Source organism: Arthrobacter sp. TmtSoilC51, from assembly GCF_055388015.1.
Genome location: NZ_AP035877.1, coordinates 1,306,832 through 1,330,019 on the forward strand (window position 1 = coordinate 1,306,832; position 23,188 = coordinate 1,330,019).

Annotated in this window: 14 protein-coding genes; 5 read left to right on the forward strand and 9 right to left on the reverse strand. The window is 62.6% G+C overall.

The annotated features are described in order from the left end of the window. The first annotated feature begins 50 nt into the window (after nt 1–50). The 4 genes from ACZ5G6_RS06120 to ACZ5G6_RS06135 all read left to right on the forward strand — a co-directional run bounded on the left by ACZ5G6_RS06120 (nt 51) and on the right by ACZ5G6_RS06135 (nt 10,860). On the forward strand, nt 51–2,969 hold the full coding sequence (locus ACZ5G6_RS06120; RefSeq protein ID WP_498690160.1) for a LamG-like jellyroll fold domain-containing protein: 2,919 nt from the start codon (nt 51–53) through the stop codon (nt 2,967–2,969). Next, nucleotides 2,966–9,016, forward strand: a complete 6,051-nt coding sequence (locus tag ACZ5G6_RS06125) for an RHS repeat protein (protein WP_498690162.1) — start codon at nt 2,966–2,968, stop codon at nt 9,014–9,016. Before ACZ5G6_RS06120 ends, ACZ5G6_RS06125 begins: the two co-directional genes overlap by 4 nt. Nucleotides 9,017–9,106: 90 nt before the next feature. Then, on the forward strand, nt 9,107–9,430 hold the full coding sequence (locus ACZ5G6_RS06130) for a hypothetical protein (RefSeq protein WP_498690164.1): 324 nt from the start codon (nt 9,107–9,109) through the stop codon (nt 9,428–9,430). Between the two features lie 1,157 nt (nt 9,431–10,587). Further along, entirely contained in the window at nt 10,588–10,860 is a 273-nt protein-coding gene (locus ACZ5G6_RS06135) for a hypothetical protein (protein WP_223936199.1), read from the forward strand. A gap of 848 nt (nt 10,861–11,708) precedes the next feature. On the opposite strand, the gene ACZ5G6_RS06140 is transcribed toward ACZ5G6_RS06135, so the two are convergent. Next, nucleotides 11,709–13,511 (reverse strand): IS30 family transposase, encoded by a 1,803-nt coding sequence (locus tag ACZ5G6_RS06140; RefSeq protein WP_498690166.1) that lies wholly within the window; start codon nt 13,509–13,511, stop codon nt 11,709–11,711. Between the two features lie 213 nt (nt 13,512–13,724). Between ACZ5G6_RS06140 and ACZ5G6_RS06145 the strand changes: the two genes are divergently transcribed. Beyond that, entirely contained in the window at nt 13,725–13,850 is a 126-nt protein-coding gene (locus ACZ5G6_RS06145; protein WP_223936201.1) for a recombinase family protein, read from the forward strand. 11 nt (nt 13,851–13,861) lie between these two features. On the opposite strand, the gene ACZ5G6_RS06150 is transcribed toward ACZ5G6_RS06145, so the two are convergent. The 8 genes from ACZ5G6_RS06150 to ACZ5G6_RS06185 all read right to left on the reverse strand — a co-directional run bounded on the left by ACZ5G6_RS06150 (nt 13,862) and on the right by ACZ5G6_RS06185 (nt 23,121). Beyond that, complete coding sequence (locus ACZ5G6_RS06150) at nt 13,862–14,893, reverse strand: TniQ family protein (protein WP_498690169.1); 1,032 nt, start codon at nt 14,891–14,893, stop codon at nt 13,862–13,864. 50 nt (nt 14,894–14,943) lie between these two features. Then, nucleotides 14,944–15,864 carry a TniB family NTP-binding protein gene (locus ACZ5G6_RS06155; RefSeq protein ID WP_498690171.1) on the reverse strand — a complete coding sequence of 307 codons (921 nt, stop codon included), beginning with the start codon at nt 15,862–15,864 and terminating at the stop codon, nt 14,944–14,946. Then, nucleotides 15,858–17,537 carry a TnsB C-terminal domain-containing protein gene (locus ACZ5G6_RS06160; RefSeq protein WP_498690173.1) on the reverse strand — a complete coding sequence of 560 codons (1,680 nt, stop codon included), beginning with the start codon at nt 17,535–17,537 and terminating at the stop codon, nt 15,858–15,860. Before ACZ5G6_RS06160 ends, ACZ5G6_RS06155 begins: the two co-directional genes overlap by 7 nt. A gap of 465 nt (nt 17,538–18,002) precedes the next feature. Beyond that, a complete protein-coding gene (locus ACZ5G6_RS06165; protein WP_498690175.1) occupies nt 18,003–18,974 on the reverse strand; it encodes an agmatine deiminase family protein in 972 nt (323 codons plus the stop codon). Nucleotides 18,975–19,018: 44 nt separating this feature from the next. Beyond that, the gene (locus tag ACZ5G6_RS06170; protein WP_498690178.1) at nt 19,019–20,008 is read right to left on the reverse strand and encodes a nitrilase-related carbon-nitrogen hydrolase; all 990 of its coding nucleotides are present in this window, start codon (nt 20,006–20,008) and stop codon (nt 19,019–19,021) included. A gap of 99 nt (nt 20,009–20,107) precedes the next feature. Next, nucleotides 20,108–20,719, reverse strand: a complete 612-nt coding sequence (locus tag ACZ5G6_RS06175) for a TetR/AcrR family transcriptional regulator (RefSeq protein WP_498690180.1) — start codon at nt 20,717–20,719, stop codon at nt 20,108–20,110. Continuing rightward, entirely contained in the window at nt 20,712–22,229 is a 1,518-nt protein-coding gene (locus tag ACZ5G6_RS06180) for a purine-cytosine permease family protein (RefSeq protein WP_498690182.1), read from the reverse strand. Before ACZ5G6_RS06180 ends, ACZ5G6_RS06175 begins: the two co-directional genes overlap by 8 nt. A 139-nt stretch (nt 22,230–22,368) precedes the next feature. Further along, nucleotides 22,369–23,121, reverse strand: coding sequence for an alpha/beta fold hydrolase (locus tag ACZ5G6_RS06185; protein ID WP_498690184.1), 753 nt, complete (start codon nt 23,119–23,121; stop codon nt 22,369–22,371). Nucleotides 23,122–23,188: the final 67 nt, after the last annotated feature.

Genomic DNA, 23,188 nt, shown 5'->3' on the forward strand with positions numbered 1-23,188 from the left:
CAACTGATGCATCCCTCTGTCGAGTGACTTTTGCTCCGGAAAGTGATGCTGTGGCTTCTTGTGCTGCGTTCCTTCGTCGTGCCTGCGTACCGGCGCTGACGGTCTCGTTGTTCCACACTGGCCTTGTCGTGCCTGCCGCGGTTGCCAGCTCGGGTGTTCAGCTGGCGGAGATGGCCCCGGCAGTTGAACCGAGTCCCGGCAGTGCCGACATCGAGCCGGGGTCTGAAGCAGCGGCCCAGGCTGAGGCGAAAGCGTCGGGGGAGAAGGTCGTGGTGGACTCGGCGACGACTCCTACGGATCTGACCGTCGCAAATCCGAACGGGACCTTTACCCGTTCGATCTCGACGTTGCCGGTACGGATGGAAACCAGCGGCGGGTGGGCGGATATTTCCACTGACCTGGTCAAGACCGTTGAGGATGGCAAGACCGTCATCAAACCTGAACAGGTCCCGGTTGACCTGACGATCGGTGCTGGCGGCTCCAGCGACATGGCGACAATCGATGACCAGAAGGGCCATTCGATCACGCAGTCGTGGCCGTTCGGAACCCTGCCTGAGCCCGTGCTCGACGGGGACACGGCCACGTACCGGCAGGTCCTGCCGGGTGTCGATCTGGTGCAGATCGCGCACCAGACCGGTGTTTCCCAGGTGTTGAAGATCGAGTCGGCACAGGCTGCCACTGATCCGCGCGTCACCCAAATGCGGCTTTTCCTGGATGCCGACAACGCAGAGCTGGGCCAGTCTCCCGAGGGAACGTTGACAGCAACGGGTGATGACACGGGCCAGATTGAACTCCGCACGACGGGTGGCCAGTGGTGGGATTCCTCCCAGAACGGTGCATCGGCGACCGACCCGGGAACGACAGGCCTGACGAGACCCTTTACGTTGAGCCTGGGGCAGGACGGGGACCAGCAGACGCAGGTCTTTGGGATGTCGGAAATCCTTGACACTCCTGGCCTGCAGTACCCGCTCTACATTGACCCTCTCTGGAACCAGGCCCGCACCTCGTACGTGTTTGTCGATACGGCGTTTCCCAACACGTCGTACTGGAACGGCCAGTTCACTGATTCAACGGTCAACGTGGGCTACCTGCCGGCGTACTGGGCCCCGGACGGGGTCCAGCACCTGGCGAGGACGTACTACCAGTTTGAGGGCAAACCGTTCGACACTAGTGCGGCGATTATCACGGCACGGTTGAGTGCGTTGGAGACCTGGTCGGCGTCCTGCACGGCGACGGGTGTGGCGTCCTGGATTACCGGGAACGTTAGCCCGAGCACGACGTGGAACAACCAGCCGTCGTTAACGATGCGTACGGATATCGCGTCGGTGGCAAAGGGTTACAGTTCTGCGTGCCCGGCAGGCACCGTCGGTTTCGATCTGATGGCGGGCAAGAACGTCTTGTTGAACTCGACCAAGTGGACGATCATGCTCGCGGCTGACAACGAGCTCGACAGCAGCGGCCTGGGCTGGAAGCGCTTCTCCAACGGCGCCACCCTTGATGTGGATTACAACCGCAACCCGTACGGCCCGGCGATCGATTCAGTCCAGTCCGGCCGGTGGACGGACGTTCCCTGGCAGTCCAAGTACGTCACCCGAATCGACAGGCCCAAACTCTCGGTTTTCGCTGGCGACCCGGACGCTGACGGCGGCAACATCCAGGTTGACTTCAGCGTCCGCCCGGCCGCGGGCGGAGCGAACGTCTTCAGCGGTTCGGTCTACAACACCTCCCCGACATGGAAACAGGTGCCCATCGACTGGGGCGGGCCCTCGCTGGCCGAAGGGGACTACGTCCTTGAGGCGAGAACTTACGACATTTGGGGCGGGATCTCACCGTTGATGAGTTTCCCCTTCACCGTGGACACCACGGCACCGCAACCGCCGGTGCTGACCTCCAAGAGCACAGCCCTGACCCAGCCGGACCCTGCCGTGGCTGCTTACACGGACTCCGTGAACGAGCCCGGGAAGTTCACGTACCAGTTCGAAATCAAGAACTCATTCACAGCAACCCGCGAGATGCGGGCCAGCGGCTTCATCTACGCCGTCAGCGAGGCAGCACAAGTCACACTGCCAGCCTCGGTGACCTGCCAAACCCCGCCGACCAAGGAATACATCGTGCTTTGTCCCGAGCAGGACGGGGTGGTGATCAACATTGGCACGGTCAGTAAGAAGACGTATCTGTCGGTGTGGGCTTTTGATGCTGCCGGGAACGTCAGCGGCGAAGACTACCGCAAGGGGCTCCCGACCACGGCGACCATCACCGTACCGGAACCGGAACCGGTCCGCACCGTGCAACCACTGACCTTGTCCGGCAGCGCTGTGTGGAAACCCATCGTGACCACCCAGACTTCCGGTGAGCAGCGCAAACCAACCGGCGTCTGCGGGACTGCCGACGCGACGGGCACGACGAACGCCAGCGCGCTGCAGCTCGGTGCGGGGGATAAGGCCGAGTACGCGGCCCGGGCCGTGGACACGGCCGAGAACTTCAGCATGGCCGCCTGGGTCTGCCCGACCACGATCGGCAGCCAAATCCAGTCGCTGATCACCCAGCTCGCCGGCTCGACCCCGGGCGCTGCACTGGAGATCGATGAACTGAACGGTGCGGCACGCTTGCAGGCCTGGACCGGGGCAAGTTCGAGCCACATCGTCAAGGCCGACGCTCCCTTGGTGGCGGGGGAATGGCGGTACGTCACGGCCGTGTACGACAAGATCAACCGTCAGCTCCGGCTCAGCTCCACCAGCCAAACCACGGTCAAGACGTGGGTCATTGCCGCGTCCCAGAACAACATCGTCAGTGCCGGGTCGACCCAGAAGGTCGTGATCGGGCAGAGCATGACCGGGGGGCAGCAGTTCAACGGCAAGATTTACCGGCCTGTGCTGACCCAGGGCATGTTGACCACGGCCCAGTTCGACAGCGTCCAGGACGCCTTCATGAACACCAACGGCACGGAAAAGACAGGACTGCTCAAATGAGAAGAACCGACATCTGGGCAGCTCCTGCCAAAGTTCTTTTGACCGCGGCGCTGTCGGCGGCGCTGATCGTCTCCGGCTCCGGGTTCACCACCGTCCCCGAGGTTGCACCAGCGCCGGCGGCGTTCACGCCCACCACACCGGACATGGGAACCCCGGTCCCGGTCCAACGCTGGACCGAACCACAACCCGCCACCGCTGCCGGGGTTGAGGCCACCGCGGCCGCCCCGGCCCCTGACACCGTGATCGGTGACGCGCCCACCGCGACCACCGTGGGACAAAAGACCGGCAGGATGCCGATGACGGATTCGGTGCCGACGAGCTCGAACGGCACCTCAAACTTCACCGGTCTGCCCAGCGTCGGCGCAGGCACGTGGGGGACCACCGGCCAGACCGGCGGGTTCACCTGGAACTACCCGTTCCCGATCCGCAACGCACCGGCAGGGAAAACCCCTGCCCTGGGGTTGGCGTATGACTCGACCATCCTGGACGGGCTGACCAGCTCAACGAACACCCAGGCCTCCGTCGTCGGCGACGGCTGGACCCTCGCCGGCGCGGGCACGATCCGGCAGAAGTTCGGCTCCTGCAAGGACCAGCTCCCGGCAGGGACACCGACCTGGGACCTGTGCGGAAACCCCGGCGGGCAGCAATTCAGCATTTCCTTCGGCAGCCGCTCCGGGCTCATCGTCGAAGACGCCAACCAGACCGACCCGAAACTGAAATACCGGCTCCAGAACGATGACGGCAGCCGCCTCGAGTACCTCACCGGCGCATCCAATGGCACCTTTGCGGGGGATTACTGGAAGATCACCGATCCCGAAGGTACCCAGTACTTCTTCGGCGTGAACCATCTCCCGGGATGGACCAGCGCCACACAGAACACCAACTCCACCGATTACGTCCCGGTCCGGGCCGCCACCAGCACCCAACCCTGCAAAGAACTCCTCTCCATCCCGGACTTCTGCCAGCAGGCCTACGCCTGGAACCTGGACTACGTTGTGGACGTGCACGGGAACTCCCAGGCGTTCTACTACACCCAGGACACGAACTACTACCACACCAAGGCAGGCACCGGACCCACGTACTCCTACGTCCGGGCCAGCCGCCTGGCCCGCGTTGACTACGGCATGCGCGCCGGCAGTGAACTGAGCGCCAAAGCACCCATGATCGTGAACCTGGGCTACACCGGCCGCTGCGAACAAGGCGTCAGCTGCGCCGCGGGCAACGATGTCCCGTATGAGCAGTTCAACTGCCCCACCGCCTCGAACTGCCCCGTCCAGGCACCGACCTTCTACACCCATTACCGGCTCTGGACGGTCGTCTCCCAGACCCTGGTCGGCTCCAGCTACGGCAACGCCGACGCCTGGACCCTCGGGCACAGCATGCCCAACCCCGGGGATGGGACCCGGCCCGCGTTGTGGCTGCTCTCAGTGATCCACCAAGGCGCGGACACCACGACAACAGGGACAACGCAGTGGGTGACCGACCCGCCGACCGTCTTTGATGGGCACGGCAAGTACAACCGGGTCCAGGACATCCGCTCTGGCCAGTCCTCGATGAACCGCATCCGCCTGGACTACATCGGCAACAGCACAGGCGGCCACACCGACGTGGCCTACATGCCGGCTGACTGCAAGAAAGAAGACATTACCGGCGGCAGCGCCGACGGTTTCCCCGATATCGTCCCGGAATCGAACACACGACGGTGCTTCCCGCAATATTGGGTCCCCACGGACCCGATCGTTGAGGAAGAACACCTGTCGTACTTCAACATCTACCCGGTGGCCAAGGTCACGACGTATTCCAGCTCCGGCAACGACGGCAGCACCCCGATGCAAACGACCTACGACTACATCGGCACGCCGTTGTGGAAGTACGCTGGCCCCACGTACGACACCTCCACCGGCGGGTCCCACAAGACCTGGTCAGTGCTCGGTGGCTGGTCCCAGGTTCAGGTCTTCACGGGCAACGACCCCGTGAAGACCAACAACCCCTACACGATCACCACGTACTTACGTGGCGGTCACGGCACCCCGGCCAACACCTCCGGCGGTATGCGCTCCATAACTGTCACCTCCTCCGATGGCGTGACGGCCTCGGTTCCTGACTGGCCCTGGTTTGCCGGCCGCGTTCTGGAAAAGCGCAGCTACAAGGGCGGCGGCGGCACGTACCTGACCGGTACCGTCACCAAACCCTGGATGGCGGGGAACCCGACCGCGACCTCCACCGCGGCGCTGGGGTCGGTGAAGGCCTACTTCACCGGGACCGAGTTCACCCAAACACAGATCGCCTCCAGCCAAGGCAACGGCTGGCGCACAACCAAGACCACCAACACCTACGACACCCTGGGCAGGGTCGTGGCCGTCAGTGATGACGGTGAACTCGGCACCCTCACCGACGACACGTGCACCACGACCAGCTACGCCGACAACACCGGCTTGAACATCCTGTCCCTGCCCGCTGTCACCTCGACCTACTCCGCGGTCTGCAACACCCCCGGGGTGACCTTGTTGAAGTCCACCCGTGTCCTGTACGACGGGTCCACCTCCGCTGTCCCCGGCAGCACCGGGTACGTCACACCCACCAAGGCCGACAAAACCCGGGTTGACGCGGCCACTGCCACCTCCGGTGGGACCGCCACAGCATGGCAGGTCGGCCCGACGACCGTCTACGACGCTTTGGGCCGTCCCACGCAGTCCACGGATAACAGCACCGGCACCGCCCGGGTCACCACCACCACCTATGCCCCGGCCACCGGCGCAGTTACGACGGTGACGAGCAAGAACGCTGCGCTGTGGACCACAGTCACGACCCTGGATTCGATCCGCGGGAACACCCTGAAAACCGTGGACCAGAACGGTCACGAAACCAGCGCCAAATACGACCCGTCCGGACGCGAAACCGGGTCCTGGGATATCCGCCGCCCACAGGCGAGCTATCCGATCCCGACGGTGGCCACGAGCTACAACGTCTCAGCGACGAGCCCGTCCTGGGTGAAGAAAACGGTCCTGAGCGGCCACCAGGACCAGACCACCAGCTACACCATCTATGACGGCATGGGCCGTGTCCGGCAAACCCAGGCGCAGTCACCTGGCGGCGGGACGATCGTCACCGACACAACCTACAACTCCGCCGGGCAAAAAGACCTCGAACGCAACGCCTACTACGTCTTCTCCGACCCGGACGGTGTTCTGGTCACGCCGACTATCGCGGTGCCCTCATCGACCCTGTATGAATACGAGGCCGGAGGCCGGGTCTCGGCTGTCCGGGCCATGGCCTGGGACAACGACGAAATCTCCAAAACCACCTACGCCTACACCGGGGTGGACACCACCACCGTGACCGTCACCGACGACACGGGCTTCACCAAGTCCCCGGTCACCACGCTCGTGAACACCGACGGCAAAATCCAAAGCCGGAAGTTGTATTACGGCACCACCGCGACCGGTTCAGCCGATGTCAGCTCCTACATCTACGACGCCCTCGGGCAGCTCACCCGCATGGGCGACGGCTACAACCTGTGGACCTGGGCTTACGACCCCGCAGGGCGGCAGATCGGCAGCGAAGACCCCGACACCGGTACAGGCACCATCGTCTACGATGCTGCGGGCCGGGTCGCGTCCCGGACCGATGAGTTGAACACGGTCACGAAGTACACCTACGACGTCCTTGACCGTGTCACCAAGCAGACTGTCACCGCCGCTGGCGGCACCGAGAAGACCCTGATCACCAACACTTACGACGGGTCCGGCACCTTGGGTGTGCTCTCCAGTTCCACCAGGAACAACGGCGCCGCCTTCGACCAGCCCGTCACGACCACGTTCACCGGGTTCGACCTGGCCTACACCCCGGGAACCACCACCACCACGCTCCCGGCCGGGCTGACCAACTTCAACGGCACCTACACGTTCACGAACACCACCACGTACACCGGCAAAACCGACGTCGCAGGAACCCCTGCCATCGCCGGCCTGCCGGCCGAAACTGTCGGTTACGGCTGGGACGAGTTCGACAACCCCGGAGAAGTCATCGGGTCCGGGAATATGTACGCCGGCAGCGGCATGTACAACCACCTGAACCAGCTGACCAAATACACCCAAAAGGACAACAACTTCTCCTCCGGCGCCAACACTGCCGGCAGCATCGATGTGACCTTCACCTGGGATGCAACGACCGGGCGTTTGGACAATTCCCAGGCAACCAACTACCTCGGCATCACCCCCCAGGACCTGGGAACCACCAGCTACGCCTACGACCCGGCAGGGCGGATCACCTCACGCCAGCAGGCCTACACCGCACGCCCATCATCACCGACCGACAACCAGTGCTACGCCTACGACCACGCCGACCGGATCAAAGCCGTCTGGACACCCGCCACCACCGCCTGCGGTACAGCACCGTCCACCAGTGCCACGAGCGTTGCTGGTCTCGGCGGGCCCGCACCCTACGCCCAGACCTACACCTACACCGGTGCCGGTGACCGGTCCCAGGTCAAACGCTTCGGATCCAACGGCGCCCTCGCCGTCACCGAAACCTACGCCTACCCCACACCCGGGACCGTAGGACCCCACCGGGTCCAGTCCGTCACCTCCGTCGCCGGGTCCACCACCACGCCACAGCCCTTCACCTGGGACACGGCAGGGCGGATGACGGGCCGTGCAGGACAAACCATCACCTATACCCTTGACGGGAAGGTAGATACCACTACCGGTACCAGCACCGTCCCGGCCAACCCGAACCCCAACGCGACAGCCGGAACACCACCAGCACCCACCACGGGTGCCGGGAGCACCGGTGCCCGGTACTACGACGCCGCCGGGAACCTGGTCGGCATCACCGACGGAACCGGAACCACCATCACCCTGGGCAGCATCACGGCCCACTCCACCCCCGCCGGCGTGAAAACGGCGACCAAGACCTACACCTTTGCTGGTAAAGTCGTGGCCCAACGCACCGCAACCAGTGCGGGCACGAAGGTCGCGTTCATCATCGGCGACAACATCAACACCGCCCAAACCATGGCACTGCCCAACACCACCGTCGGCACCGGGGCGGTCACCCTCGTCCGGCGTACCGACCCCCTCGGCCTCGCCCGCGGAGCCAACAGCACCGGAACCGGCACCGCCGCGTTCACCAACGCCGCGGCCGCCACCTCCGGCACAGGTACCAACGCAGCCAGCGCGTCAGGGTTCAGCGCAGCCAACGGATACATCGCCGGACTCGACGACACCATAAGCTCCCTCACCCACCTCGGAGCCCGCGACATGGACCCAGTCCTCGGTGTTTTCACCGCCCCCGACCCGATCCTTAACACCGAAGACCAACGAGGGTTCACCCCCTACACCTACGCCTTCGGCAACGTCATAAACGCCTCAGACTCCACAGGGCTCAAACCAACCTGCGACTGCGAAGACGACCGTAAGGGGACATACTCCACAGCTGAGTACGCATCGGGACCAAAGTTCTACGGACCTGAAGAAACCGTGCGTTTGGCTACACCGCCCTCGTCGGGTGTCGTGGGGGCTAAGCCCGCAGCTTCGCCGGGCGTCAGCAAGGCGCCATCGGCTCAGTGGTCTTACAAACACTCCTACCTGATCGGATCCTCTAACCTCACGAACGAAGAATTTTTTTCACAGGTCCGAAATCATTTTGGCGATATCTTCCCACCCATCTGGACTCCGTTCGGCGAACAGGGATCCGCGAAGCTGGAGCGCGCGGGCCAGCGCTTGACCACTCGATGGTGGGGCATGGACGGCATTCCCCTACTCGGCGATCTCGGAGGTGACGTTGTGGTCAAAGAAATTCACTCCACCGGTTACACCCTCGAACCCCTAGATGGGCATCCCGCCTACCCCGGATCCGTTAGTTTTGAATTCGACGAAGTGGACAAGATAAAGAGACTGACCGTTATGGGCTCCTCATCGGCTCCGGTTCCCACCGGGGACATACAATCCTATGACTTCGTGAGTCAGTTCTATTGGGGAACGTATCCGTTGAACATAACAAGAGACATCGTCCCGGAAGACTACCCACGCTATGTTGGCCGATAGACTCGCCAGTACGGTTGACGCGACGGATTGAGAGGCGACACTGCCGTGCAGGAAAAAGCAAACGACAACAATTCCACTAAGGCGCGGGCAATGAGACGAATCCGCTGGGTTGCTTGGAGTTATGCAGGCATCTCAGCCTTGATCCTGCTCATGACGCCGCTGGTCCGCGACGAATCATTCAGCCTCTTTGCCGCATTGACTGCTGTACCCCTACTTGGCTATGTTTTCGCCACCGTCGGACGCATCAACGTGGAAGATCCGGTCGGGAACCCCGTCTCAGCTGCAATATTCCTCATTCTTAATGCCCTGTGGTGTTTTGTCTTCGTCTGGACGATTCTCCGCATCGCGCTTCAGGTGGGTTGGGCGATGGCTCCGATCCTGAGGTCCTTGAAGCGAAAGTTACGAAGAACTTGACGAGTTCCGGGCGCTTTCACCTCCCCGACCTGATCCTGAACACCGAAGACCAGTGAACCTTCACCCCGACACCTACGCCTTTTGAAACAGGGTGGTGCCGGAGGTGCTTGCCGCAGCACCACGATAATCATCACGATTGTCCCGAACCTTTGTGAAGAAGAAGAAAAGTCCCGATCAATTCCTCCCGGCCCACTTCAGGCCGCTGACTGCAGCCTGAGGGGAGTAGCACTGAAGCACGTATTGCTGCTGCTCGGAGGCCCCGAATTCGTACTGGTCTAACCGCCATCGATGGACTCCCCTGTTGGTGCGGCTGTTCTTCCCGCTGGGGTCAGGCTAGCAAGAGTGCACGAAACTCCACCCAGAGTCACCCGCAAGCTTGGCCTGTTTGTCGCCCGAGCGAGTACGACCGTTTGAGGATCCCCGAAAGGACATCCGCTAAGCGACAGAATCTACAAACAGAAATCTCCCTGGTCTCTTGTTCCGCTCCCTTCAAATTCCAGACAACGATGTGGGAGATTTGTTTCATGGATCAAAGTGGGCGTGAAACGCCCGAGGTAGCGGAGCAGGCTGGCTCGCCGGTCTCGGTGCGCGGGTCCATCTCTTGGAGGAACGAGCGGTGACAAGATACATCGAGCGTCTCCGGAAGCTTCCGATGCCGCTCCGCTTAGGAGCGCTGGCATCCCTTGCAGTGTTCCTGATCGCATTCGCAACCCTGGCCACATCCCACGGCCAAAGGCCTGTCGTCGCATTTTCAATAGGAATACTTGGGCTTGATGGGCTCGTTGGGGGCATGGTCCTGGCGACAAACTATCGTGGTTACGCTGCTGCATATGCGGAGCTATGGTCGGTAGATGAGGCCAGACGTTGGCTGCGTGCTTATATTCGGGTGTACGGCGTGGTCTCTGTGATAGGCGGAATTGTTTTTGTCGCCGTTTCCGTGCTCCTTGAATTAGCGCGCACATCGTGAAGCCGTGCCCGTCTGCGACTACATCAGCCAATTGATGGTCCGACCTCGATCTGGTTTCCAACTGGCGGTCTCTGCTACCTCTGGGACATACCGACCGCAATCCGAAGAGGCACCGATGGAATATGTTTTTAGAGGCGGGCTCGCAATCCCCGGAAGATTCAGGATCATCGGACCCTGGGTCATACTCAGCATGAGCCCCTCGCAGCTTGAGTTCCGGTTGAGGTCCCGGTGGCTCGCACGCTACTTCGGCCCCTGGCGGCTACAGCGTTCCGCCGTCCGCGACATTTATCCAGGCCGACCTCACGTCTTATATTCCTGGACCCGGATCAACTTCCTCGCTGACGACAACATGCCGTGGATGTTCCTGGCCGAATGGCCTGAGGGCGTCCTTGGAGCCGCGAAAGAGCTCGGCTACCCGGCCCGCTTTGACACCCGAATCTGGCCGCCAGCGTCTCCGGGATGACGACGCGCAGGATTCTCGCGGCTTTTCCAGCGTTGATGGTTGCTCCAGCCCGAGGGGACCGGCGGCGCCCCGCCGCACGTCTAAGTCCAGTCTGAAGCGTCCGGTGAAGGATCCCTCAACGGACGCTGCGGTCACCCAGCGCGTTAGGTGATGGAGTCAACAAAACCGGGGGGCAGTCCCGACGCCGTGAAGGACGGGTGCGCCACTATTTAATGGGCGCGCCTGCTCGATTACATTCGTCCCTATTTGACCGTCGACGGTTGGGCCCTCTCCAACGTATGCTCGGGCCAACGACGACTGGTGCTTTCAATAGGAAGCAGCGGTTAAGTTCAAATAGCGATCGGCTGCGCGGCTGCAAGGAGTCTTAGATGCTACCCACGAACAGGTTTTTTGCAGTCGCAAGTCTAATCATGGCCTTGGCAAGTCTCATATATGGAATTTTTGACATCTCACAATCCAATTTCGTCCTGGGCGGTTTAAAGATCGCGTTTGCGATCTTTGCTGCAGCCTTGGGGGTGTACTTCCTTCGCTCGAACCGTGTAAGCGAACGCAACGACGCCGAAAACGAAAGACCCCGTTAGGGAGGGCACGTCTGAGGTGAGCTGGCCGGAAGCCGACTTTATGGCTCCAAGCCTCAGCCTGTTCCGGGCGCTCGGGCAATCACCTCATCCCTTAGCCACATCGCCGTGGAGCATGACCAACGATGCCCCGGAAAGACAACGCACCAGTGGCCCGTAAGCCGGTCCCTTCGCGGTCGGATCTACCGCGCATCGGCGTCCGTGCCGTTAGGGCTAGTAGATTCCCGTAAGACCCGCCCGCAAAAATGCCCGGTGAAGGTGCGGCGGATTCTAGTGATCGACGCAACGTTCGAGTGAGTCCGGCAGTTCAGCCGGCTGCTTTCGAGTGTATCCGGAGGTGGCAGGCGGGGTGCGTTTTTCGGTTTGGAACAGTGCCTTGGGCGTGAGGTAACCGAGGGTCTTACGGGGCCTGGTGTTCAGCTCGTTGCAGACGCTCTTGACGTATTCATGGGTGTGCTTGGAGAGGTCGGTGCCCTTGCGGAAATACTGGCGTGCCAGCCCGTTGAAGTTCTCATTGGCTCCCCGTTGCCAGGGGCTGGAGCGTTCTGCGAAGTAGATTTGGATGCCTGTCGCTGCGGCGAGCTCTTGGTGGCGGGCCATCTCTACGCCCTGGTCCCAGGTGAGAGTCTGCTTCAGGTGCGGTGGGAGTGAAGCGAACGCGGCGGTGATGGCAGCGTTGGTCCGGGCCGCGGTGTGGTCGATTGGCAGGTTGATGATGATGCCGTATTGGGTCTTGCGTTCCCGCAGCGTCACCATGGCTGAGGTCGAGCCGGGCCCGACGATGAGGTCGCCTTCCCAATGGCCAGCTTCGGTCCTGGTCTCAACGACGGGCGGTCGCTGGCTGATCATGGTCATGTTCCGGACCACGGCGCCGTGACCCGAACCGGTCCGCCAGCGGTGTTTGCGGATTTTCCGTCCGGTGCGCAGTCGGGGGCAGTATTTCTTATCCAGACCGCCGTCATCGTTGAAGAGCAATGCCCGGTAGATGGTCTCGGGACTCAGTTGAAGGCGCGGTTCGAAGGGGAATTGCAGTGCAAGCCAGCCGCAGATCTGCTCGGGGGACCAGTGGCGATTGAGCTTGCGCTGCACGATCGCGCGAAGTCGCCGGTTCCGTCTAAGCTTCCGACGCCGTGGCCGGCGCCGCTGCTGGCTGGCCTTGTGATCGGCAGCGTGCGGAGAATACCGGCCGTGGCCGTCGCGGTGACGGTCCAGTTCCCTTTTGATTGTTGAGGGGCAGCGTCCGAGTTCATGCCCGATGCGCCGCAGTGAGCAGCCCAGCCGGAGCAGGTCAGCGATCTGAATGCGCTCCAGTAGGGACAGGTAGCGTCCGGAGCCTTGGACGGGAACCCGCATATGGCTCTGCTCAGCTCGTTGGTTCCTAAGTTTTGTGCCGGCGCGTCTGCTCATACCCAACATCCTGCAGGCCTCCGCGTTGCTGGATCCGGCACTCACCAGGTCCCAGTAGCGTGTCCGTGTCAGATCACGTCGAGCCTTCGCCGGGGAGGCCTTCTGGGCCGCCCGTCCGGCGAACATCCGGGCGTCCCGGATTCCGGCCTGATGAGCCCGGTCGAGGCGCTCCTTTGCAGCGGCAAGTTCCGTCTTCCATCTCTTGTCCCATGTTGCGGCCGTGCCCGGCAGCAGCCGCAGCTCGTTCCGGACCCTCGCCGGTCCGTTCGATGCCCGCAACAGGGCGAAGCGATTGTAGAGCCAGCGGTATCCGCTGGCCCTGCTGACTCCCGCATCCTGCGTTGCTTTCGCGAGGCTGGCGCCTTCCTGGTATGAGGCCCAGAACGTGACTTCCACGTCCGGGTCGACCTGGAAATGATGGCGTCCGTCGTCCTGCTGGAATTTGCGCTCCCACTCGTTCACTCGAGAAGAGGAGAATCCAAGCCTCGTCTCCGCGGCTTCGGCGCCAAGACCCGAGCCACGCAATTCCAGGAACGCTTCGCACAGCCATCGGTATCCTGTTTCCTTTCCGACACCCGCTGCGCGGGATGACGGTTTGAGACCCTTTCCTTCACGAATCAGAGCAAGAAACCGCGCGCCCTCAGGCGAATCCAAACGTCGATACATAGCCGCAAGCCCCTAATACAGGCGTTGCTTCGACCGACAGAATCCGGGGTGCCCTAAACGCTACACGCTTAAGTGTCCCACTCCCTTGGGAGTGGGACGGCTTGGCCGGGCATTCTCAAAGGATGCAACACGCCTTGGGATTTCGTCCCAGAACTATGCTCACCGGAATGTCCCATCGGATCCGTACAAAGCAATTTTCGGTACATTTGAGGCATGGATATTGGGTACGCCAGGGTCTCCACCGCGAAGCAGGATCTTGATCGTCAGATCGAGGCGCTGAGGTCCGAAGGCATTCCGGATAAATACATCACCTCCCACCCCGACCACCGGAAAGCCTGACAGCCGAAGGTCTATAAGGATCTGTTCCGGAGCACGGCGCTGGCGGCGAGATCGAAGAGTGCCTGTGCGGTTTTGGGGTTGCCGAGCGCAGCCGCGGTGATCCTGTCCAGTTTCGCCACGGCGTCCCGCAGGACCGTTGGCCTGGGCGGGGTGCCGTCACCGATAGGGTGTTCCGGTTCTGGAAGGAAGAGGTGCGCAGATGTGCCCCGGCCGGCCATGTGGCCTGACATCAGGGCGTCGACTGCTTGGGCTACCCCCATGAGCAGGTTTGCCTGTTGCTCCCAAGGCGCGTCTTCGAAGGGTTGCCACCGGGTGAGCCCTCCACGCAAGGGCAGATCGCACTCGCCCCACAGTCGCTCAAGGCCAGCAGCCTGGACACCCCACTCGGACAACGGTCCACTCAGCTCATCAATGATGGTCCGCAGCAACCGGAACCAGACTCCCGCATGTACAGCCCGGCGGGGCAGCTCCACATAACCGGTGGTGAGAGCCTGCCAGGTGAGTCTGTCCATGGCGCGGACAAGCGCGCCGGAGTTTCCATGTCGCGAATCCGTGGGAGCCAGAATGACGAAGTTACCGCGGACGCCGATACACGGTTCCAGAAAGCACCCGTGTTCAGGGCAGCTGAGCATCAACGGCAGCTTCCAAGCGAGGAGCAGTCCTTGCAGGGAAGGGTCGTCGAGGCACTGTGGACATGCCCTGCTCAACGGATTGCTAGGGATCCAGGCCCGCCAGTCCGCCACGGTCCGAGGGGGCCGTCCTCCCCGGGCAAGCAGGACGGAGAATTGGCCGACGTAAGTATTGAACGCGGCAGGCTCGGCTTCGAGGGAGTCTGTTAGCCAAGGGGTCCAGCCGATCAGGCTCATGCGGTTGAGCGTTTCCGGAGAGACTCCCGTTCGCTGAGTTAGTGTCCGCAGCAATGCTGGCGAAGGGGAGAGGTCAAGATCATCTTCAGGGACTTCGACGCCCTCCATTACCGAATCGAGAAGACGCCGGAGGCTCATGGAGTAGCAACCCGAGAGGCGCGCCAGCCAGGACGACAAAGCCTCACCCTCTCGCGGCCGGGGGTGTTGTGGCCACCGCGTCGGCACCGTCATGCCAGCTCGCGTTCAAGAAGGCGGCGACGTTCGCTCGGGCCAGCGTAGGCAGCCAGGCTCAGGCTGCTGTGGTTGATTGCTTCGTTGCCGCTGTCCACGGCGGCGACTGCTGCTTCTGTCAGCAGCAGCGTCAGTTCCCCGATGGTTGCTTCGCTGCGTGCCAGCAGGTAGTTTGCCATCTCGGTGGTGGCGATCGTTGAACGTTTGCGGAGCGGGAACGAGGAAGCAAAGCTGGCGAGCAGCGACAGGGTGTCGGCGTCTTCCTTCCAGCGCGGGAGTGTGATGGGCTCGAAGCGGTTCTCCAGCTGGTCATCGGAACGGATCGCCAAGTACGCGTCGCGGGTTCCGACGCCGACAAGGGGGATCCGGAGTTCGTTGCCGAGGAAGCGCAAGAGGTTAAGAAATTCTCGCCTGCTGCTGTCCCTTCCTGAGAGCACGTTATGAAGCTCGTCAATGACAAGCATCCGAACCCCCACGCTCCGCAGGACGGATAGAGCGAGCCGTTCCTGGTCGGCCAGCCGCTGCCTGGGCCGTGGTGGGGCTCCTGTCGCGTCCAGGAGGGCAGCGTAGAAGCGGCTGACTGATGGGTCCGAGGGCATCTGGATGCTTAGAACTGGAATGTGCTCGCGATCAGGTTCGGAGATAGACGGGTGCCGGCGTCGGAACTTCTCGATGATCATGGATTTGCCGTTGTTGGTCGGCCCGACCAGCAGCAGATTCGGCATCCGCTGCTTCGTCGGCCAATCGTAGAAAGTCTCCAGCCTGGCCAAGGTGGTCTGGGCTCGAGGATAGCCAATCCACCGGTCAGAGCGGATCCTTTTGATCCGCTCAGCATCCGGCAATCGGGCTGCTGCCTGCGCAGTGGCCCCAAGATGGTCAAGATCCTGCGCCGTAAGTTCTTCGTCCACGCCTACCATTCCTCGATTTCTTCAAACGGCACAACGTCCGGTCTGCTCGCGTCAGTGTTGGCCCCGGGCGATTCTGGCGGCTCAGGTACTGTCGGGAGAGTCTCTGCCGCAGCTAGGTGTCCGCGATGTTCGTTCTCTCTGCGCGTCTTCCTGGTAGTCTTCCGCGCGGATTGGGCGATCTCGCGCCTCAGGGAAATCATGCGGAAAAGGTCCAGCTCGTCGACGCCGGCCCTTCCGTCACGTCGGAGCCGCTCCAGGGCCTGACGATGTTCCCAGAGCGTGACCGCAGGGTGGGACAAAATGCGGTAAGGCACTTCGATGTAGTGATGTCCTTCCGGGTCGAGAACCCAGACTCGACTGATATCGCGTGGGTCTCGGCGGATGACGAACTTTCCCAGCTTTTTGCGCCGGGCGATCCATGGCTTGAGTGCGTTGGCGAAGTAGTGGACGTGGTCGATGACGAATCCTGTCCGACTCAGCGTCCTTCGGATGACGGGAAGAAAGTCCACGAGGAACGCGGTGGGGTTCGCTGCCACCGATGGGCTGGTAGGAGATGCAGCGATCCCTTCGGCCCATCGGGCCGCGGGTGTTTGGTGCAGACTGCTGTGGACGCTGCCGTGATAGCCGGCTACTGCAAGGATCAGCCAGCGTTCCACTTCCCGCAGCGTCAATGACGCCATCTTCTCGGCGTTGTAGGTACCGCGCTGAGCTGTGTTGGAAAAGGTCGTTCCAGGTAGTTCATGGACCATGGTCATGGCCGTGCCGATGACTCGTTCCACAATTCCGCCGTAGTGCGGCCTTCCCGGCGGGCGGTATGCGAGTCTGATGGCATGCTGCTCACAGCCTCGCTTTAGAGCCTCGCTCTTGAACTCCGCCGCGTTGTCGACGTATAGCTGTTCGGGCTTGCCGCTCATCGGCCAGTTCGCCTCGATCCCAAGACGCTCCAGCCAGGGTCGCTTGTCGCAGCAGGCGTGCGCCAGGCAAAGTCCTACCGAAACCGCTGAAGGTAGCTCCAATGTGAGGACCATCCCGACCACGCATCGACTGAACGCATCTATGGCCACTGTCAGGTATGGCCGTCCCACGGGTTGCCGGTCGTGCTCGTCCACCACGATCAGGTCAATCACGGTGTGGTCGATCTGCACTTGGTCCAGCGGGCGATTAACGGTTGGAGGCGAGCCGCCGGCTGCCTGCAAAGGACGCGCTGCGTCTGCGCCTTCCCTCCGACGGGTGACGTCGACAGGATGCAGGGCTGCTATCCGGCGGGCAACTGTGCTCCGGGAGGGTGCGGCCAGACCTTTGACGGAACAAGCTTGGACGACATCGCGGTGAAGGGCCGCCAAGGATAGCTTTTGCCGCTTCAGATAACGGGCCCGAATCAAGTCCTGCAGTACGTCTTCGACGGGCCCGGCCAACCGCCAGGTCCCGCGTCCGCCATCTGACTGCCCTGGCAACAGGTCGGTTGCGTTGCCGGAACCGCGCCTGCACCGATCAACCAGAACATAGACCTGCCGCAGGGACACACCCAGCTGCGCTGCAGCTTCGGCCGCAGCGCTGAGCCCTATTACGTCCCGCTGCGACAGGGGAGTGATCACGGCGGCGGTTCGGACCGCGGTATCCCAGTCCTCTTCGGTCATGGCCAATAGGCCATGACTGAAGAGCGGAACATCGTTGTCCGTCATTTCGTCACCGCGGGAACAGGGCCGAGAACAGAACACCCATGCGAAAAACCTAGTCCAGAGCCGTGGGACGCGAAATGACTCGTTTGTGCAGCCGACTTCGATCAATACGTGGTCATAGGCGGTTGCGCACACCGCGGAATAGAGAGGACATCAGTGCAAGCGACTGCGAACAATGACAGCGTCTCTGGGGGAGTGTCCCGCCCCGATGTGTCCCGGTTGTGAGGAACTGAGACGGCGCACCGGGATGCCTGTAGGGAGTGAGGATCAGAGCAGGTCGGGCTCGCTGGTAATCAGGTCGCCGCCTGCCGCGTCAGATCTGAACCGTGAGACGAAGAAAGCCCACCGGTGGGGGACCGATGGGCTTTCCGTAACTGAGGCTACCCACCAAGGGTTTAGTCATCGACTGGACCATCGAAGTGGGCGGCGGATGACGCCCCCCACTGCGGGGGCTAAGGACTGCTGAGGTCAGACGGCCGGCTGATGCTGGGTGATGCAGTGGATGCCGCCGCCCCGGGCGAAGATGGGACGGGCATCTACCATCACTACTTTGCGGCCCGGGTACGCCTGCTCCAGGATCCGGCGGGCCCCAGCGTCCGCGGGGTCATCGAAACTGCAGGCGATGACGCCACCGTTCACCACCAAGTGGTTGATGTAGCTGTAGTCGACCCAGTCGAGCTCGTCGCGCAGTGTGTCCGGGGCCGGTACCTCGACGATGTCCCAGGCGCGGCCCTGGGCGTCCCGGGTCCCGGCGAGCATCGTAATGATGTCGGCGGTGATAGGGAAGTCCGGGTGCGATGGGTTGCGTTGGGAGTGGACCAGCAGCACACCGGGCGAGGGGATAGCGGCCACGATGTCCACATGTCCGCGGGTTCCGAGTTCCTGCGAATCACGGGTCAGCCCGCGCGGCAGCCAGATGACATGCGTCGCTCCGATGGTGCGGGCCAGCTCGGCTTCGACGTCCGCCTTGGTCAGGTGCGGATTCCGGAACTTATCCAGCTGCACCGTCTCGGTGACCAGCACGGTGCCCAGACCGTCCACCTGGATCCCGCCGCCTTCATTGACCAGAGGACTGTCCAGCAGTTCGGCCCCTGCCAGCCTCACTACTTCCGCACCGACCCCGGAGTCTTTGTCCCAAGTGGCCCAGTCCTGCTGCCCCCAGCCGTTGAAGACCCAGTCCACCCCACCCAACCGGCCGCCGTCGTCGGTGACGAATGTGGGCCCGATGTCCCGCATCCAGGCATCATCGAGGGGCACCTCCACCAAATCGATGGCAGCCGAAAGATAGGTCCGGGCGGCAGCAAGGTCCGGCGGGTCCACGACCATTGTGACCGGCTCGAATTCCGCCACTGCGTGCGCCACGGCTGCCCACGCAGTGCGGGCCTCATGGGTTTCCTCCGTGGTGTGGCCTATTGAGGATCGCTCTGGCGGAAATGCCATCCAGATCCTTTCCTGGGGGGCCGTTTCGCTGGGCATTATCCAGCTCATGGCTGGCCCGCGGTCTGCTTGGCGGATACAGCGCCATAGGGGCGGTCGATATCGACGTCCCGGGTGAGCTCGGCGTAGGTGTCGGGGCGGCGCGTGGTCAGGAACGGAAACAGATCCAGCCAGTCCTTGCGCTGGTCCAGATCGAGGTCGGCCACCAAGACGGCTTCCCGGTCCCGCGACGCCTGGACCAGGACTCGGCCGTAGGGATCGGAAATGAACGAGGAACCGTAGAAGTTGATATCGCCTTCGTCGCCCGTCCGGTTGGGGACCACCATGAACGTGCCGTTCGTGATGCCGTGGCTTGTGATCACGTGCTGCCACAGCGGCTGGTGGTCGAACTCCGGGAAGGTCGGCTCCGAGCCGATGGCCGTGGGGTAGACCAGGATTTCCGCGCCGGCCAGCGAATACAGCCGGGCGACCTCCGGGAACCATTCGTCCCAGCAGGTGGGGAGTCCGACGGCGGCCCCGTCCAGTTCCGCAGGGCGGTACACCGGGTAGGCGTCGACGGCCGGTCCGGCGCGGAAGTACGTGTCTTCGTAGTAGCCGGCGCTGACCGGAATGTGGGTCTTGCGGGTGCGTGCCAACAGCTCGCCCTGGGGCGAGACGAGGATGGCGGTGTTGAAGCCGAGTCCGTCGTTTCCGTCTGAGCGCTCGTAGAGCGAGGCGTGCACGGTGACGCCATGTTTCCTGGCAGCGTTGGCTGCGAACTCGAAGGTGGGGCCGTTGTGCAGGTCCTCGGCATTCCGTGCGGGGTCGTTGTCGGCCCGGACGTTGGCTGGGTACTTAGACAGCGTAAGTTCCGGCAGGAACACAGCCTTGGCTCCGGCGTCGGCGCCCTGGCCGATGGCCCCGGTCAGTACCGACGTCAGCTCTGCGGCGTTTTCCCGCCAGCGGTGCTGGACCAGAGCCACGCGGAGGGGCCGGCGGGGGCTGTCCTGGCTCCGGGCGAAGGAGGCGGGCGGTTCGGTGTTGACGATGATGTCCATGGTGGTGCTTCCTAACGGGACCCTAGGGGTCCTTGCATGATCGCGGGATTCGGTTGGAACCGCTTCGTTTGATAAGTGCTTGAGAGTTGGGTCGGTGGTTCATTTGCTCAGACCCTGTCCGGAAGGTTCCTCCGGTGCGGTCGGACGTGCTGCAGTGAGTGAGTTGATGGCCGTCGTCAGCAGGGATCGCGCGTGGTCTGTGGTGATGAAGCCGTTCAGCCAGCGGCCGGAGATCCCTTCCACCAAACTGGTGAGGATCTCGGCCGTGACTGCGGCCTCGTCCTCGGTGGTGCCTTCGCTGGCTGCCTCGATGGCCTGGGCAATCTCACGGTTCCATTCCGCCGTGGTCCGGGACAGCGGTTCCGCCAGCTCCTGTTCGAAGATGGAGCAGGCCCGGAGCTCGTTCCAGGCCACCGAATTCCGGCGGACATCGGCATCGTCCTTGATTTCGTCAAGGAGCAGGTGCCTGAAGTATCGGGCGCGGTCCTCGGCGTCAAGGGAGGAGGGAACGGCGTCGTCCTTGCTGACCTGCTTGTTGATGTGTTCGAGCGTTGCGGCAAGCAAGCCGGCCCGGTCGGTGAAGTGGTAATACAGGAGGCCCGGGGAAACTCCGGCTTCTGCTGCCACATCGTTGACCCGCATTCCCCGGACGCCGTTCCTGGCGATGCAGGTGGTGGCGGCGGTCAGGATCCTGGATAGTTTGTCAGTCATGGTTCGACAGTAATATGTGCTCACCCCGCTCCGGTGCGTCCTCGGCCAGGGAGGCGTGCGGTTCGGGCCAAAGCCGGAGCGCCGCCAGGTAGCCGACGGCTCCGATGACTGTGGCGCCAATGAAGCTAAGGTCAATTCCCCCCGCGAGCTGCGAGAGCGGGCCGGTGTAGAGGGATGTGTCCGTGGCCAGCAGGCCGAAGACTGATCCGATGGCCCAGGGGATCACCGCCCTGAGGTTCCAGCCGTTGCTGAACCAGTACCGTCCGCGCGGTCCGTTGGCGCGAAACAGTTGGAGGTCTGCGGCGTGGTATTCGCCGCGGCGGGCAACCAGGAAGCCCAGGACGTTGATGGCCACCCAAGGGCCGGCGAATCCGTTGAGCACCAGCGTCATAGCGGTAATGGAGTCCACCGCGTTGAACACGAAGACGCCGAGGTAGAGGAGTCCGACGGCGATCACCGACGTAATGAGAGTGGTGTGGATGCGACGCAGACGCGGGAAGAGGGCTTCGAGGTCCAGCCCGCTGGCGTAGAGGTTGAGCACGCCCTGGCCCAGCCCGCCCGCCAGCGCGATGATGAGGATCGGCAGCAGATACCAGGCTGGTGCGGAACGTACCAGATCTGCGACGTAGGAGCCGCCGAGTTCCGGTATGGCAGAGGCTGTGAAGGCGCCGAAGAGGGCCGTGACAAACAGGCCCAGAAACACGCCGAGGCAGGTGGCGCCGATCACGGAACGATCCGAGTGGTGCTTTCGGGAGACGCGCCGGCTGTAGTCGCCCAGCGTGGGTGCGTAGGAAAGCGGACCTCCGACGGAAATGACAGCGGACAAAATCCAGGTGGGCCAGAAATCGCCCAGAAGGTAGTCGGCGTGCACGGAGGAGGGGCTGAACGTGGGAGCGAAAGCAATGACGCCCATGAGCAGCAGAATGCCGACCACCGGGGCGACAAATTTCTGCATTGCCACCACCGTGCCGTGGCCAAAAAGAGCGACCAATACGATTTCCACGGAGATCACGGCGTAGCCGATTGCCAGCGTGGTGCCGTCAACGGGCACGCCCAGCAGCCGCTCGGCAGCTGCAACCAGTGCGTCGCCCGAAGTCCAGACCGCGATGGCCGCGTACGCAAGGGCGAACAACAGAGTCAGGGCGGAACCGATCAACCGCCCGCGGATGCCGAAGTGTGCTGCGCTGGAAACGGTGTTGTTGGTGCCGGTTCGTGGCCCCAGGAGAGCCATCGGGGCGATCATGGCCGTCCCAAGGAGGAGTCCGGTGAGGCTGGCCGTGGCGGCGCCGACGAAGTCCAAGCCGAAGGTGATGGGAAGCCAGCCAAAAACGATGACCGAGAAGGCGAAGTTACCGCCGAAGAACACGGTGAACAGATTCCGGGGGCGGGAGGTGCGTTGTTCGTCGGGAATGAATTCAATGCCGGCCGACTCAATGCGGCCAAAGCGGTCCTTGTGCGCTGACGCGGCACCGGCGGAATCCGCGTCTTTGCGGAAGCGCGTGCTGATCATGGCAAGCCTTTCGTGAGCTGCATCACGGTGATGCAGTGCCTCAACCATAATCCTGACTGAATTTTCAGTCAAGACTGATTCGGGAACGACTTGAGCATGACCTTGGCCCATATGACATGTCCGCTGCTAAGTAAATGTGTTAAGCCCTGCTCCAGTGTTCCCTCAACACGGCAGCAAGCCGCTCGGGTTCGATCCGGTGTGGAGGATCGAAGTGGTGACGGTCCTCAAACACTTCCACCCGATAATCCCTGAATACCGTGGACAGCCGGTCCGCGATATCCCCGTACTGGTCCGGGTTGCTTAGCCCTCCGAGCACGAACAGGACTGGTTTTGCGAACGCGCTGAGTTGCTCGCGGTCCAGATGGTATTTCTCAAAATCGCGCAGGAACGCTTTGATTCCTGCCGGTCGCTTGGCCATCCACGGCGGCGGGTCACCCGCCGGCGGAGGCGGAAGGACGACGTCGGGCCTTACTCCCAGCCTCGCGAACGCCTCCATGTACTGCTCAGGCGGAAGCGACTCGAGGTCCTCAAAACGCTTCCACAACCGGGAGTGTGCCTTGCTCCAGTCCCAATCTCCGGCCCAGGCAGGCTCCAAGAGGGTCAAGCTGAGCAGGCGATCAGGGTGCTTGGCAGCGAAGGCGAGGGCAGCAGCTCCTCCACCGGAGTAGCCGACAAGGTGGAACGTGTCCCACTGCTTGGCGTCTGCTTCGCGTAGGACTCCATCGACCTCGGTATCAAGGGACCAATTGGGTGACGGCTCGTCTGCCTCGTAGAGGTCCAGGTCCTTCGCAAACGCATCTACGTCGGGGCCCAGCGCTTTGATGAGGTCGGTGTAGGCGGGCGCAGCAGGAAGGACGCTTCCTGGAAGAAAGAACGCGCGGATTGCTCCCATGGGTGAACCATACGCTTGGGGAGGGGTGAGGGGGAGGGCAACTGGCTCAGTACACGCCGCATTTGGT